Raw genomic sequence first — 14,873 nt, forward strand, 5'->3', positions numbered from 1 at the left:
CATGCGATCTGGATCAGCGAACGTGCCCTACTCGAAGCCATCCACGCCTTCTTCGAGGAGCGCATCTTCGGCCCCAATCGCGCCCAACTGTTGGCCACCCAGCTCTCGGAAGCGGAAGCCACCCCAGCTCCTCCCGGGATCGACATCGGTGCCTTGCGCGAGAAGGAGGCCCGGCTCGCGCAAGCCAAGCAGCGTCTGATGGACCAACTGACCGAGGGGGATGACGAAGGCGATCCAGAGTTCACCGCCGAGTTCCGGCGAGGTATCCGGCGCCAGTTCGATCAGCTTGAGCGCCAGCGCCGTGCCGTGCGATCCAAGATCGACGGAGCTGAAGTGGTCGTCGGTGCCCACCAGGGTGGTGACACTGCTCTGCTTGACGCCATCCCACGGCTCAGGTCCCGCATGCGGGACCTGCCGGTCGCCATCCAGCGCGGGATCTACGACGCCTTCCGGCTCCACGTTCGATACGACCACCGTGGCCGAAGGGCGGAGATTCACGTGACGATCGCCGCCACGCTGGCCGACGGTCTCCCTGAGATCATGGGAAGTGGTACCGCCCGGTCGGAACCGGGCGGTACCCAACCCTTCGTTGCGTGCCCCCGGCAGGACTCGAACCTGCGGCCAAGTGCTTAGAAGGCACCTGCTCTATCCACTGAGCTACGGGGGCCGGTCTCGGTCGGTCGGGCGAGCCCCCTGGCTGACCGTGGCGGGGTCAAGGATAGGGGGCGGCAACGCTCGTCCTGGGTGCTCCACGTCCGCGACGTCGTGTGGAGGTTCCGTGAAGCGATCCTGATAATCGCAGGCGGGTGCGATTTACGCAGTGCTTTTCGCGGCGTGTGGCTCGGGTGTTGCGCAGTCGTTATGGCTGCGCCGTACCGGGTGGCTGGGTCCCGCGAGGTGAATGGGGTAATTGCCGCGTCGGTCTCGTGGATTTCCCGGTACTGCGGTGCGAATAGGCTTCAAAAAGCGCTCAAAATTGGGCATTCTGCACGTGTGGCGATCTTGGACGTACGGCCCGAACTGCTCGACGCGCTGACCGTGCTGCGCGATCGCGTCGCCGCCGCCCGCTTCCCCATCCCGCTCCCCGGAGCCGAACGAGCCGGGCGAACCCGCGGCGAACTCCTCGCCCAGTTCGACGACTACCTGCTGCCCCGGCTCCACGCCCCGCAGGCCCCCCTCCTCGCCGTCATCGGCGGTTCCACCGGCGCCGGGAAGTCCACCCTGGTCAACTCACTCGTAGGCCGGGAGGTCAGCGAGGCGGGGGTGCTCCGCCCCACCACCCGGACCCCCGTCCTCGTCTGCCACCCCGGTGACCGGCGCTGGTTCACCGGCCGCCGGATCCTGCCCCGCCTCGGACGGCTCCGCGTGCCCCGCCAGGACCCCCAGGCGGGCGGCGAAGCCGACACCACCGGCAACGACCCCGTCACCCCGGCCGGTGAGCAGGAAACCGACGACCCCACCCGGCGCCTCCGCGTCGAGACCGCGACCACCCTCCCCTCCGGTCTCGCCCTGCTCGACGCCCCCGACATCGACTCCCTGGTGGTCGCCAACCGCGACCTCGCCGCCGAACTCATCTGCGCGGCCGACATCTGGGTCCTCGTCACCACCGCCGCGCGCTACGGCGACGCCGTCCCCTGGCGGCTGCTCCGCGCCGCCAGGGAGTACGACGTGACGCTCACCGCCGTACTCGACCGCGTACCCCACCAGATCGTCACCGAGGTCTCCCGGCACTTCGGTGAGCTGCTGGAACGCGAAGGACTCGGCGACGTCGCACGGTTCGCCATCCCCGAACTCCCCGAGTCCGCCGGCGGGTCCGGGCTGCTGCCCGGCACCGCGGTCGCCGGTCTCCGGGCCTGGCTCGCCCAGCGCGCCCAGGACCCCGTGGCGCGTTGCGTCGCGAGCGGGCGCACGGCGGCGGGCATCCTCGCCTCACTGCGCCCCCGCGTCGCCCAGCTCGCCGGCGCCTGCGCCGCACAACACGCGGCCGCGCTCCGCCTCATGCGCCACGTCGACACGGCCTACGGCGAGGCCGAACGACGCGTCCGGAGCCGGATCGCCGACGGCGAGCTGCTGTCCGGGGAAGCGGCGGCCCGCTGGCGGGACTTCCCCCGCGACAGCCACGCCGACGAACTCCTGGAGGCCTTCGCCGACGGACTGACCGCGCTGCTCTCCGGAGCGGTGGCGGCCGCCGACGAACGCGTCAGCCACGCCTGGCGGAAGGAACCCGGAGGCGCGCCGCCGAGCGAACCCGAGCGCGTGGACGACGTGGACGAACGGCACGCCCGCATCGGTGTCCGCGTCCGGCGCTGGCGCCGCTGCCTGGAGGAACTGGCCGAGGAGGAGGTGATGCGCACCGACCGCGTGGCCGCCGAACCGGAGGAGATCGCCGCCCACCTCGCCGCCGCACTGCTCGGCGGGGCCCGGACGGGCGCCCTCGACGCCACCACGCTCGCCGCGCCCCCCGAGACGCTGAGCGCCGCGGCGATCGACCGGCTGACGGAGCGCGGCGGTCGGCTGCTGTCGAGCTGCGTCGAACGGGCCCTGTACGGGGAGCGCGACCGGCGGATCCGCCCCGTGCTCGACCTCGGTATCGGGCCCGAGCCGCAGGTCGAACTCGTCGCCGCCTACTCCGCGTTGCGCGGCGTCCAGGCCGGGCCGGACCCCACCGCGAAGCGGCCGGACAGGCCCGAGCGGCGACCCTGAGGGCGGCCGCCCCGTCCGCGCGACCCCTCGGCCCACCGCCTTCCGCCGGATCCCCGGCCTCGTCTCAGCACCGTCTGCGCGCGGTCGTCCAGCGTCACCCCTCCGGTAACGGACCTCGAACACACCGACGAGCCGCCCGACGCGTCGGCAGCCAGGAGAAACCCACGAACGAGGGACCCGTGGCCCAGATCCAGCAGACCCGACCGCCCTTCCCACGACCGGAACACGCACCTGCCGCCACCGGCACGACCGAGACCCCGCACCCTTCGACTGCGCCGAACCAGCACCGGATCAGGCGGCTCGACAGGGTCCAACGCAGACGACAGGCACCTGTCAGGCACCCACACGCCCCACGCGCCCCGCACGACGGAGGCCCCCACCACGTACGCGAGCCCCGCAACCGGGGAGACAGGCCCCCAGCGCGCGGTGGAACCGACGAATCCGTGGCGGTCCGGACGCCAGAGCCGCCCAGCGGACCGGAGGCATCCGCGACGACGGGGGTATCCGCGGCATTCATTGCATTCATTGCATTCGGGGCGCGCCCCCGGCGTCGGAGCCTCCCAGACATCCGGCGGGCCGCTGAGACGCCCGAGAACACCGAGTCCGAGAACAGCCCGAGAACACCGGGCCCGGACGAAAGAAGCCCGAGTACACCAGCCGGACGAACGCCGGGCCGGTCTGACACGAACCCCGAGTGACGAACTCCGAGATGACGAACTCCGAGATGACGAACTCCGAGCACACGAAACCGAGAAGTACGAGGTGCCGAAGAAGCATGAGACGGAAAGGAAGAGGTGACGGAATGTCAACCGGTAACCGCCCCACCGGCCCGGCCCCGGACAGCCCGTTGACCGATGACACGTCCACGGGGAACGCGGAGGGAGACGCGTCACCGAACCCCGCGCACCACCCCGGCACCCCAGGCCGGGCTCTGCCGGCGGAGACGAGGTTGGCGGAGACGAGGCCGGCGGAGAAGAGGCCAGAGGGGACGAGTTCGGCGGAGAGGACTTCGGAGGAGAGACGGCCGGACGGGATGTCGCTCGGTTCCGATGCCGCGTCCGCGCTGAGCCCGGTGCCCCCATCCGCGCGGGGACCGGCGCCCGGCGAAGGGTGGACGATCACCGACACCGAGGAGCCCTCCGGCGTCAACCGCCGCCTCGCTCCCGTAGGCCCGGACGCGCCCCGAACCGACGCCGCCCCGGACCGCCCGGCCGACCCGGACTCTCCGAACCGGCCCCCCACGACGCCGAGTCAGTCCTTGACGACCGGGAACCAGCCCTCCATGACCGGGAACCAGCCCTCCATGACCGGGAACCAGCCCTCCATGAGGGGGAACCGGCCCCCCACGCTCGCGGACCAGCTCCCCGTAGGGGAGGGTCCGCACCCCACGGTGACGCCGCCCGAGACGACCGGCTCCACCTGGGAGGACGGCCTGATCGCCCGGCGCGCCCCCGAACGCGCCGCCTCGACCGAACCGGGTGCCGCGGCCGCCACACAGTCCGGGCTCCGCCCCGCCTCGTACTCGTCCACGAGCGGTGCCTCGAACTCATCGGGTGGTCATACCGAATCGGCCGCGACCGTGGATGACGCGTCTCCGGCCACCGCTCACGACGCGGCGGAATCCCCGGATCCGGCGGTCGCGGACCTCGTACGACGGCTCGGCGCGCTCCGCGAACTCGTCGGCCTGTCCCGCGCCAGGCTGCCGGAGGACGCGCTCGCGGAGGCGGGCCGCGTCCTGAACGAAGCCGAGACGCGCGGGCGACTGCCGCGCGAGTACACCACCGTGGCGCTCGCCGGAGCGACCGGCAGCGGGAAGTCCGCCCTGTTCAACGCGCTCGCCGGGGCCGAGATCGCGGCGAGCGGCGTGCGCCGCCCCACCACCGCGACGCCGCACTCCTGCACCTGGCCGGCCGACGGCGAACCCGACACCGGGGCGGCCGAGGGCCTCCTCGACCGACTGGGCGTCACCCCCGTGGCCCGCCATCGCGCGCACACCTCCGGACTGGGCGGCCTCGTCCTCGTGGACCTCCCCGACCATGACTCGGTGGCCCCGGGGCACCGTGAGATCGTTGACCGCACCCTGCGGCTCGTCGACGCCGTCATCTGGGTCACCGACCCCGAGAAGTACGCGGACGCCGTCCTCCACGAGCGCTACCTCCGCGCCCTCGCCGGATACGCGGACGTCACCTTCGTCGTGCTCAACCAGGCCGACCGGCTGCCCGGCGAGGCGGCCGCCGCCGTCCTCGACGACCTGCGCCGACTGCTCGACGAGGACGGCATCGCGCTCGGCGAGCACGGCGAACCCGGCGCCCGCGTCCACCTCGCCTCCGCGCTCACCGGGGACGGCGTCCCGGAACTCCGCCTCGACCTAGCCGACTTCGTCGCCCAGCGACGCGCGGCCGCCCTCCGACTCCGCGCCGACCTCGACGGGGTCGCCGAACGTCTGCGTCCCGTCTACACCGAGCCCGCCCCCGGCGCGCACGGGCCCACCGGACTCACCGACATCGCGCGTGAGGAGTACGAGGACCTGCTCGCCACCGCCGTCGGCGCCACGGCCGCCGGACAGGCCGCGGAGCGGGCCTGGTTGCGGCAGGCGGAGTGGTACTGCGGTTCGCCCTGGACCAGCCTCACCCGCCGCCCCACCGACCGCCGTTCCACCGACCGCCACCCTCGGCCCGTCGACGGGCCGCCCGACGAACCCGCCCCCGGGGGCCAGCCCACGTCGGACGGTGGGGCCACCATCCGGAACCCCGTCGCCCGGCCGGTGGTGGCCCAGGCCGTGCGTACCCTGGCCGACCACGCGGCGGCCGGACTCCCCGAACCCTGGAACCGGAGCGTCCGGGAAGCCGCCTGGCGCGGGGCCGCCGGACTCCCCGAGGCCCTGGACGAGGTCGTCCACCAGATGACCGACCCGGTGGACGAACGCACAGGCCACACCGCTCACCGCCCCACCACGACCAGCCGGGACGCACCGCAGGACCAAGACGTGCCGAACCCCCGGGGACCGCGAGCGAACCGGAATCCGCGAACGGCCGGGAACCCGAGAGCGGAGCGGAGTCCGCGAATGAACCGGAACCCGTTCAAGAAAATGAACCGGAACCCGTTCAAGAATCGGCACGCGACCGATGACCAGGAACAGCTCCGGAAGCAGCACCCGAACCCACCCCAGGAGCGGAACCGGAATCCACTCCGGGGCCGGAACCAGTTCGCAGGCGGGAGCCCGCTCACGGGACCGGAAGTCCCATCCGGCCAGTGCCAGGAAGTACCCCCGGAAGTGCCCCGTCCCACGCCTGACCGTCCCGTCGTCCCGCGTCCGAGCTGGGGCCCGGCCGTACGTGCCGGACAGTGGCTGCTTCTCGGCTGCCAACTCCTCAGCGCTCTCTGGCTCGTGGGATGTCTCTGGGGCCTCGCCGCAGGAAGCGCGGCACTCCCCGGCGGCCTGCTGATCGCCTCGGCGGTGGGGAGCCCGGCACTCGCCTGGACGTGCGCCGTCCTCGCGCGCGGACCCGCACGCGCGTACGGGCAGGAGGCGGAGCGCGCGCTACGTCGCCGCGCCGCCGGATGCGGACGCGCGCGCGTGCTGGAGCCGGTGGCCGCCGAGTTGCTGCGCTACCGCGAGGTGCGCGAGCAGTACGTGATCGCCGCGGGTGATGTGGGCTGGCGCTGATCACCCCCGGGCTCGCCCCTGTCCCCGGCTCGTCCCCAACTCAGGCCGCCCCCAACTCAGGCCAGCCCCTGTGCCAAGTCCGCCCCTGTTCCAGGCCCGTCACCACCCCGGAATCGAGACCACCTCCATCGAACCACCTCCAGAGGCTTGCGACGATCGCGAGCATTCCGGAACGGGTCCACAGGAACGGTCCTGGAACCGGTCCGCGCGGCGGTGTTGGGGACGCCGAGAACGAGGGGGACGAGGGGGACCACGGTCTGACCAGGGCGACGGGGCTACCGGACTGAGGGGACGAGCTAAGCGGAGACGGGAGGGGAGGGGAGGGGAGGGGAGGGGGCGTGACGGGAACCGGGACGGGTGAGGGGGACGGGATGGAGGGGAGGGCAACTGGGACGGCCCGGAATCGGCCGGGTCACAGCCGACACTGACCGGGCCGTTCCCAGGGCCGTCCACTTGCCATCCGAATCCGACCGCCTGCTTCCCGAGCGGATTACCCCTTCCGCGCGGCCGCCTGTCGCCCCGCGCCACGGTGGCGGTCAGCGGCGGTGGTCAGAGAAGGGCGCATGCCTTGCGTGCGCTGGCGGTCCGTGATGTGACCTGCGACGTGTCCTGGGACGTGTTCTGCGATGCGGGCCGCGACGCCCGTCTCCCGACACCGCGGATGCCGAGGGCGCGGTCGGTGTTCCCGGGCCTGGTCACCCGGTGTCTGGTGGCTCGCCGTGCGGAAGGTCGTACGGACGCCCGGTGTGCGCGGGGCGGTTCCCATCCCTCCCCGGAGTGACCGACTTATCCACACCTCCTTTGCTATCCACAACCCTCAGCAGAAATCTCCCATCCCAGGCACGCTTGTTTCCAAGCCCTTCACGGGGCTCCCATCCGAACTCACCGTTACCGGCTGCCTCGCGGTATGCCGCTGGTCGCCGTGCCCTGACCGAACCCGGTCCAGCCAATCCAGCCAATCCACCTGACCCAGCCAACCCTGAGCATCCATCCCGTCCATCCAACCGCTCCGCCCTGACCGTCATCGCGTGTCGACCGTTCGAGAGGGCCTGGAGGTCCCCGAGGAGTTCCGAGAAGACCGGAGCGGAGCCCGGAGGAACCGAGAGGGACCGAGAGAACCGAGGCACCGCTGGAGCGAGAAGAACCGTCGGTGGGCTCGGCACCGTCGGATCGAGAGAAGGCAGAGGACCGAAGAGGCGAAGAGTCGAAGTACCCAAGGGTCGAAGCACCGAAGGACCGAAGTAGTGCACCGCGGAGCATCGCGGGAACCGAAGAGGATCGAAGAGAGGCGCCTCCCCATGTACGAATCCCATATGACCGCCGTCGGCAACGTGGCGACCGCCATCGAGTTCAAGACCTCGCGTTCCGGTGTCAGCGCCGTCCGATTCCGGCTGGCCAGCACCGTACGCCGCTTCGACCAGCGGGAAGGCTGGAAGGACGGGCACACCAACTTCTTGACCGTCTGGGCTTGGCGTGCCCTCGCTGACAATCTCGCCGCCTCCGTGTCCGTCGGCGACCCGCTCGTGGTGCGCGGACAACTCCGCCTCCGAGAGGGGGAGAAGGAGGGGAAGCGGTTCCAGTCCGCGGAGTTGATGGCCTCGGCCGCCGGACACGACCTCTCGCGCGGGACATCCGCTTTCGTCCGGCGCGCACAGGTGAAACCCGCGCTGACTACGGGGTCTTCGGGGACTCCGCGGACTCCGGTGACCGCGCGGCCGGGCGCCGAATCTCCCTGGGCCAGCGCCGAATCCCCCTGGGACGGGGCCGCGGCGGAAGCTTCCGTTCCAGGTCAGCTGCCTGTGCCGTGAACCTCCCGGTCCGCCGGATTCATTGATAACAATTTCACGTCAGTATGCGTGAGCTGAGGGAATCGAGGGGAGCGAGGTGCGCCCGGTCTTTACGATCCCTCAGGTGCTGACGGGGGTTGCGACGTTGCTGGCGAGACATCCACCGGTTCACGCGGGTCTCGCGTGGAGGGGACATCCATGACTTCTGTGCGCAGGCGGGGGACCAGCCGCCTGTCCGCCGTACTAATGGCCTCCGGGCTCCTGGCAGGCGGGGTGACGGTCGGTGCGACACCGGCCGCGGCCGCGGAGCCCACTGAGCCACCGAGCGGTACCACCGCCGCTCTCGACGGCATCCGGACCTACGACCAGGCCGTCATCAACTCCGACGGCGACAGAACCACGACGTCGGCCGGACTCTTCGAGATGGCCGTCGAGGACGGCGGCACGCTCCAGACCTACAGCATCGACGCGCTCAGAACCGCCCAGGACGACGCCCTCTACGAGGAGGCTTCCTGGGACGCCTCACCCCTGCACGGGAACCCGGCCGCAGGGAAGATCCGCTGGATCCTCCAGAACTCGTACCCGCAGGTCAACGACGTGCAGGCGCTCGCCAAGGCGTCGGGTGCGAAGAAGCTCACGCCCCGTACGGCCGCCGCCGGAACGCAGGTGGCCATCTGGCGGCACGCGGAGGGCCCGGCCGGGGCCGACATCAAGGCGGTCGATCCGGGAGCCGAGAAACTCGCCGACTACCTGGAGCGCTCCGCACGTCAGCGGACCGAACCGAACGCCGCGCTGCGACTCGGACCCGCCGAGGTCTCCGGGCAGTCCGGCGGACGCCTCGGCCCGGTCACCGTGCACACCGGGGCGAAGAAGGTGGCCATCGAACCCGCCCCGGACGCCGCCTCGCTGGGGGTGCAGGTGGTGGACGCCAAGGGGGAGAAGGTCACCTCCGCGTCAGACGGCGCGCACCTCTACTTCGACGTACCGGACGGTGTCGATCCCGGCACCACCTCCGTGACGGCGCAGATATCCACCAAGGTCCCCGTCGGCCGGGTCTTCACCGGTGTTGGTGAGCACGCCAGCAGCCAGGCACAGATCCTCGCGGGGTCCAGCCAGTCCACGATCTCGACGGTGGTGCGGGGCCACTGGGCGGAGAACGGCGCGATACCCGCCGTCACCGCCGAGAAGAACTGCGCCAAGGGGCGGTTGGAGATCACGGTCGCCAACCACGGGGACCGTGCCTTCGCTTTTGCCCTCGACAGGAAGAAACACGAGATCGAGGCCGGAGTCACGGAGAAGGTGCCGGTCACAGTCCGCGAGGACCAGCCGTACCGCATCGCCATCACCGGACCGCACGGGTTCGAGAAGACGTTCAACGGAGTGCTGGACTGCGCCACGGCCGGAGCCGTGGGCGCCCGGAGCGCGGAGGAGTCGCCCGCTGACCTCAGCCCCGCGACCGTCGGAGGTGGGGACGGCCACTCGGCCGCCGACCCCGTCGAGGACGACCTCGCGGAGACGGGCAACAGCAGCAACACCCCGTTGATCATCGGGATCGCCCTGGGGCTGGTCGTACTCGGCGGCATCGCGATGCTCGTTGTGCGTAAGCGCCTCTCCGGAGGCCCGACCGAACCGGCGGACCCCGAGCCCTCGGAGGAGACGGCCCCCGTCACGGGAGCCACCGACCGTGCCCAGACCACGGAACGCACCGAGACCGCGGAACCTACCGAGACCACGGAGGAGGCCCAGATCCGGACGGAAACGACGCCGGAGACCGCGGAACCGGCCTCGGAAGCGGCGCCGGGAACCGCCGCGCGAGTCGAACGGGAGACAGCGGAGACAACGGCACAGTCCGCGACCGAACCGACCGAAGCGCCCCAACCGACCGAAGCGACCGAAGCGACCGAAGCGACCGACACGGATGGTGTCAGGAACCCGAAGGACGACGGGGGCGACCTGGACGACGGGGAGGAGGTGCCCGGTGCCACCGAACGACCCGCGACGGATGAGATAGCGAAGCCTGCGGAGCAGGACGGTTCCGCGTCGTCCACCGATCCGGCGTCCACCGATCCGGCGTCCACCGATCCGGCGTCCACCGGCTCGGCATCTGCCGAGTCCGCGTCCACGGACACCGCGTCCGCCGGTACAGGGTCGAGTGCGGACACCGCGTCGAGCACGGATCCTTCGGCCGGGCCCGCGCCCGATGAGTCCGCTGGCGGTTCCGGCAGCTGAGCGGGTAGCTGGCTGGCGGGGGGACGAGGCTGGAGGCGTGGCCACCGACAGTGGCTGCGTCCCCGGGCCGAGGACGGTCGTGCGGTGCGTCCCCTGGGCGGTGTGGTGGCCCTATGTGGACGGCCCCCGCCCCTGGCCGGGCCGGAGCGTCGCGATGGTGCGGTGGTCCGGTGGGCGAGGACACGTCGCGGAACGCCGGTTCACGTGGGTGCGCCGCCGATGCCTGCGGGACGTGCGGAGGGGAGGCGTCCGGGCCTGGTGTCTCGGTGGCGTCCCGCGCGGCCGGGGTGGACGGGGTGCGCGGGATGGGCGCGCGTGGGTGCGCGCCTCATCGGGGGCGGTGGGGGAGGGCGTGGGGAGGGGTGGGGGTGGGGGGAGGGGCCCCGCCCCGTTTCGGACTGAGCCCCCGGGTGCGGCAAGATGGACGCATCTGCCCACGTGCGGTGTGAGCCGCTCCTCGACTTCAGATTGCCGGATGGTTTCTCTTGGCTGAGTACATCTACACCCTGCGCAAGGCGCGCAAGGCGCATGGCGACAAGGTGATCCTCGACGACGTCACCTTGAGCTTCCTGCCGGGCGCGAAGATCGGTGTCGTGGGGCCCAACGGCGCCGGTAAGTCCACGGTGCTCAAGATCATGGCGGGGTTGGAGCAGCCGTCCAACGGTGACGCGATGCTCACCCCGGGTTACAGCGTCGGCATTCTGCTACAGGAGCCGCCGCTGGACGAGGCGAAGACGGTCCTGGAGAACGTGCAGGACGGGGTGGCCGAGACCAAGGGCAAGCTCGACCGGTTCAACGAGATCGCCGAGCAGATGGCGACGGACTACTCGGACGAGCTGATGGAGGAGATGGGCAAGCTCCAGGAGCAGCTTGACCACTCCAACGCCTGGGATCTGGACGCCCAGTTGGAGCAGGCGATGGACGCGCTGGGCTGCCCGCCCGGTGACTGGCCGGTGACCACGCTCTCTGGTGGTGAGCGGCGCCGCGTGGCGCTCTGCAAGCTGCTGCTGGAGCAGCCGGACCTGCTGCTGCTCGACGAGCCGACGAACCATCTGGACGCGGAGTCGGTCCAGTGGCTGGAGCAGCACCTGGCGAAGTACCCGGGCACCGTGGTGGCCATCACCCACGACCGGTACTTCCTGGACAACGTGGCCGAGTGGATCCTGGAGCTGGACCGGGGTCGGGCGGTGGGGTACGAGGGGAACTACTCCACGTACCTGGAGAAGAAGCAGGCCCGGCTGAAGGTGGAGGGCCAGAAGGACGCCAAGCGTCAGAAGCGTCTGAAGGACGAGCTGGAGTGGGTCCGTTCCAACGCGAAGGGCCGGCAGGCCAAGTCGAAGGCGCGGCTGACCCGGTACGAGGAGATGGCGGCCGAGGCGGAGAAGACGCGGAAGCTGGACTTCGAGGAGATCCAGATTCCGCCGGGTCCGCGACTGGGTAACCAGGTCGTCGAGGTGGAGAACCTGAACAAGGCGTTCGGCGACAAGGTGCTGATCGAGGACCTGTCGTTCACGTTGCCGCGGAACGGCATCGTGGGGGTGATCGGCCCGAACGGTGCGGGGAAGACGACGCTGTTCAAGATGATCCAGGGGCTGGAGGAGCCGGACTCCGGTGCCATCCGGGTCGGGGACACGGTGAAGATCTCGTACGTGGACCAGTCCCGGGCCAACATCGACGCGAGCAAGACCCTCTGGCAGGTGGTGTCGGACGGGCTGGACTACATCAACGTGGGACAGGTCGAGATGCCGTCCCGGGCGTATGTCAGCGCCTTCGGGTTCAAGGGGCCGGACCAGCAGAAGCCCGCGGGGGTGCTGTCGGGCGGTGAGCGGAACCGGCTGAACCTGGCGCTGACGCTGAAGCTGGGCGGCAACCTGCTGCTGCTCGACGAGCCGACGAACGACCTGGACGTGGAGACGCTGTCCTCGCTGGAGAACGCGCTGCTCGACTTCCCGGGCTGTGCCGTGGTCGTCTCCCACGACCGGTGGTTCCTGGACCGGGTGGCGACGCACATCCTCGCGTACGAGGGCGAGAGCCGGTGGTTCTGGTTCGAGGGGAACTTCGAGTCGTACGAGAAGAACAAGATCGAGCGGCTGGGGCCGGACGCGGCGCGTCCGCACCGGGCGACGTACAAGAAGCTGACCCGGGGCTGAGCGTGCGGCACCAATTCGCCTGTCCGCTGCGCTGGTCGGACATGGATGCCTTCGGGCACGTCAACAACGTGGTGTTCCTCCGTTACCTGGAGGAGGCGCGTATTGACTTCATGTTCCGGGCGGCCCGGGAGGTCGACTCGTCCGCGTTCGGTGGCGGCGCGGTGGTGGCGCGGCACGAGATCGACTATCTGCGGCCGTTGGTGCACCGGCACGAGCCGGTTGCCATAGAGACCTGGGTAACGAAGCTCACCGCCGCGTCGGCGACGGTCGCCTACGAGATCAGGGACGGTTCGTCGGAGTCCCCGGAACCCGCCGCTGCGGGGTCCGGGGCGGGCGGCCTGTATGTCCGGGCGACGACGGTCATCGTGCCGTACGACCTGGAGCGTGGTCGGCCGCGCCGGATGACCGCCGGTGAACGGGCCTTTCTGGAGGGATACGTGGATGACAGCCACTGCGGTTAGCCGGCTCGTCCTCGCGGATCCGGGGGAGGCCGCGGGGCTGGCGGAGTTCCTCGGCCGGTTGCTGCGCTGGGAGCGGGCCGCCGCGGTCCGGGTGCAGGCGGCGGACGGCGTGGTCGGCTTCTTCGCGAAGCCAGCGCGGTTCGAGGTGCTGGCGGTGCGGACGGCACGGTTGCTGGAGCCGGTCAGCCGGGACGTCACGGTCTCGGCCGGTGAGCTGCTGGAGAGCGTGGACGACGCGCGGGAGACGGTGATCCTGCCCGCGCCGGTGACGGGTCCGGCGTGGGCCGGGGTGCTGCCGCCGCGGTCGGGCTGGTCAGCTCGGGGCGAGGTGCCGGTGGACGCGGTGCGGACCGTCGCGGTGGCCGCGGTGGGGGAGTTCAGGGAGCGTGCGGAGCGGCTGCCCGCGGAGGGCCGGTCGCGGGAGGCGCTGGACGGACTGGCCGAGGAGATCTGGTCCCGGCCGCTGGGACGTTCGGGGTTGCCGCTGCGGGCGGTGCACGCGGCGCACGCGCTGGGGCTCCTCCGGGGCACGCGTCCGGTGTCGCTGCTGGAGACCGGCCGGTGGCTGCGGCTGCGGACCGGGCACGGCTCGGTGGTGGTGCGGGCCGGGACGGCGGAGCCGGGACTGAGCGTCACCCCGGTGTGAGCGGTGCGCCGCGGCCTGCCGTGACGCGGGCGGGCGGCCGCCAGGCGCGGCCCGCCGGCGGGGCTCGCGGGGATGGTCCGGAGACCGATGGACCGGTGGCGCCCGTACGGTCCGGAGTCGGAGCCGGGGACGAATCGCTGCCGGGTGACCGATGAGGCCCGGGACGAATCGTCGCCGGGGCGAACCGGCGGTGCCCGGGACGAACCGGAGCGGGGCGATCCGGTGCTGTCCGCGACGATCCCGCTGCCGTCCGGGTCCGGGCGATCCGGTCGTGAGCCCGCCGCGTCCCGGTGGGCTGGCGGCCACGTGTCGTGACGGCCGAGGGCGGCCGGATGGTGGAGGAGCCCGGATTCGCAGCCGCGGAGTCCGGGCTCCGGCACGCCGCCCCACGCCGGGGCGGGAGCCCGACCGTGAGGCGCCCGACCTGAAGGCATCCGACCTGAAGGTCCCCAAGGCAAGGTCCCCCACGGCAAGGTCCCACGGCGAGCCGCCCGGCCAGACGCTGCCCGACCTGAAGGCGCCCCACTGCAAGGCGCCCCACTGCAAGGCGCCCGGCCAGAGGGTGCCCCGACCACGAGCCGCCCCACCGCGAGGTGCCCGACCTGAAGCCGCCTGACCAGAAGGTGCTCCACCGTGTGGTGCCCGTTCCCCGGGCGCCCGGTCGGGGTGTACGCGCCCTGCGTACGCGGTGTGCGGGGTGGTGGGTGTGTGCTGGGAGAGGGACGGGATCCGCTCAGTCCGGCGAGTTGATCATGAACCCGGCCGCGTAGACCAGGTAGTCCCAGAGGGTCCGGTCCTGTTCGGGCGTGAGGTCCAGACTGTCGACAGCGTCCCGCATGTGCCGCAGCCAGGCGTCGTGCGCCGCCTTGTCGACGGTGAACGGGGCGTGGCGCATGCGGAGTCGGGGGTGGCCGCGCTGCTCGCTGTAGGTGCGTGGTCCGCCCCAGTACTGGATGAGGAACAGCGTGAGCCGCTCCTCGGCCGGGCCGAGGTCCTCCTCCGGGTACATCGGCCGCAGGAGCGGGTCGTCGGCGACGCCCTGGTAGAAGCGGTGGACGAGCTGGCGGAAGGTCTCCTCGCCGCCGACCTGTTCGTAGAAGGTCTGCGATTGCAAGCTGCCGCGTGGGATTTCCATCACCCCACCATGGTCGCAGACCGCCCCCTTTCCTCGGGCCGCTCCCCGGATCCGGAGGGACTCGGGGGCCGGAGCCGGGGGCTGGGCTCAGGCAC

At 71.4% G+C, this 14,873-nt stretch carries 9 protein-coding genes and 1 tRNA gene; 7 read left to right on the forward strand and 3 right to left on the reverse strand.

Annotated features, from left to right (window positions below; all coding sequences use genetic code 11):
- Nucleotides 1-27: 27 nt before the first annotated feature.
- Together E0L36_RS27355 and E0L36_RS02385 are read right to left on the reverse strand one after the other, a co-directional pair.
- Entirely contained in the window at nucleotides 28-498 is a 471-nt protein-coding gene (locus tag E0L36_RS27355; protein ID WP_258015873.1) for a hypothetical protein, read from the reverse strand.
- Between the two features lie 96 nt (nucleotides 499-594).
- A tRNA-Arg gene (locus tag E0L36_RS02385) sits at nucleotides 595-667 on the reverse strand.
- Between the two features lie 335 nt (nucleotides 668-1,002).
- Here E0L36_RS02385 and E0L36_RS02390 point away from each other — a divergent pair.
- From E0L36_RS02390 to E0L36_RS02425, 7 genes are all read left to right on the forward strand, one after another.
- Nucleotides 1,003-2,703, forward strand: coding sequence for a dynamin family protein (locus tag E0L36_RS02390; protein WP_180928543.1), 1,701 nt, complete (start codon nucleotides 1,003-1,005; stop codon nucleotides 2,701-2,703).
- A gap of 1,282 nt (nucleotides 2,704-3,985) precedes the next feature.
- Nucleotides 3,986-6,370, forward strand: coding sequence for a GTPase (locus E0L36_RS02395; protein ID WP_258015874.1), 2,385 nt, complete (start codon nucleotides 3,986-3,988; stop codon nucleotides 6,368-6,370).
- A gap of 1,298 nt (nucleotides 6,371-7,668) precedes the next feature.
- On the forward strand, nucleotides 7,669-8,178 hold the full coding sequence (locus E0L36_RS02405) for a single-stranded DNA-binding protein (protein WP_180927182.1): 510 nt from the start codon (nucleotides 7,669-7,671) through the stop codon (nucleotides 8,176-8,178).
- Between the two features lie 177 nt (nucleotides 8,179-8,355).
- Complete coding sequence (locus E0L36_RS02410; protein WP_219636079.1) at nucleotides 8,356-10,386, forward strand: TQXA domain-containing protein; 2,031 nt, start codon at nucleotides 8,356-8,358, stop codon at nucleotides 10,384-10,386.
- A 485-nt stretch (nucleotides 10,387-10,871) separates the two neighbouring features.
- Nucleotides 10,872-12,536 (forward strand): energy-dependent translational throttle protein EttA, encoded by a 1,665-nt coding sequence (gene ettA, locus E0L36_RS02415; protein WP_180927183.1) that lies wholly within the window; start codon nucleotides 10,872-10,874, stop codon nucleotides 12,534-12,536.
- Nucleotides 12,537-12,538: 2 nt separating this feature from the next.
- Nucleotides 12,539-12,997: a thioesterase family protein gene (locus E0L36_RS02420; protein ID WP_180927184.1), complete on the forward strand. Its 459-nt coding sequence runs from the start codon at nucleotides 12,539-12,541 to the stop codon at nucleotides 12,995-12,997.
- Entirely contained in the window at nucleotides 12,978-13,643 is a 666-nt protein-coding gene (locus E0L36_RS02425) for a hypothetical protein (protein ID WP_180927185.1), read from the forward strand. Before E0L36_RS02420 ends, E0L36_RS02425 begins: the two co-directional genes overlap by 20 nt.
- Before the next feature lie 733 nt (nucleotides 13,644-14,376).
- Here the strand turns inward: E0L36_RS02425 and E0L36_RS02430 are convergent.
- A complete protein-coding gene (locus E0L36_RS02430) occupies nucleotides 14,377-14,778 on the reverse strand; it encodes a globin (protein ID WP_180927186.1) in 402 nt (133 codons plus the stop codon).
- Between the last annotated feature and the right edge of the window lie 95 nt (nucleotides 14,779-14,873).

Source organism: Streptomyces sp. AJS327, from assembly GCF_013450295.1.
Lineage (GTDB): Bacteria > Actinomycetota > Actinomycetes > Streptomycetales > Streptomycetaceae > Streptomyces.

Coding starts and splice junctions, on each gene's coding strand:
- E0L36_RS02430 (WP_180927186.1), bottom strand. CDS start 14,778: ATGGAAATCCCACGCGGCAGCTTGCAATCGCAGACCTTCTACGAACAG.
- E0L36_RS02405 (WP_180927182.1), top strand. CDS start 7,669: ATGTACGAATCCCATATGACCGCCGTCGGCAACGTGGCGACCGCCATC.
- E0L36_RS02425 (WP_180927185.1), top strand. CDS start 12,978: ATGACAGCCACTGCGGTTAGCCGGCTCGTCCTCGCGGATCCGGGGGAG.
- E0L36_RS02410 (WP_219636079.1), top strand. CDS start 8,356: ATGACTTCTGTGCGCAGGCGGGGGACCAGCCGCCTGTCCGCCGTACTA.
- E0L36_RS02395 (WP_258015874.1), top strand. CDS start 3,986: ATGACCGGGAACCAGCCCTCCATGACCGGGAACCAGCCCTCCATGAGG.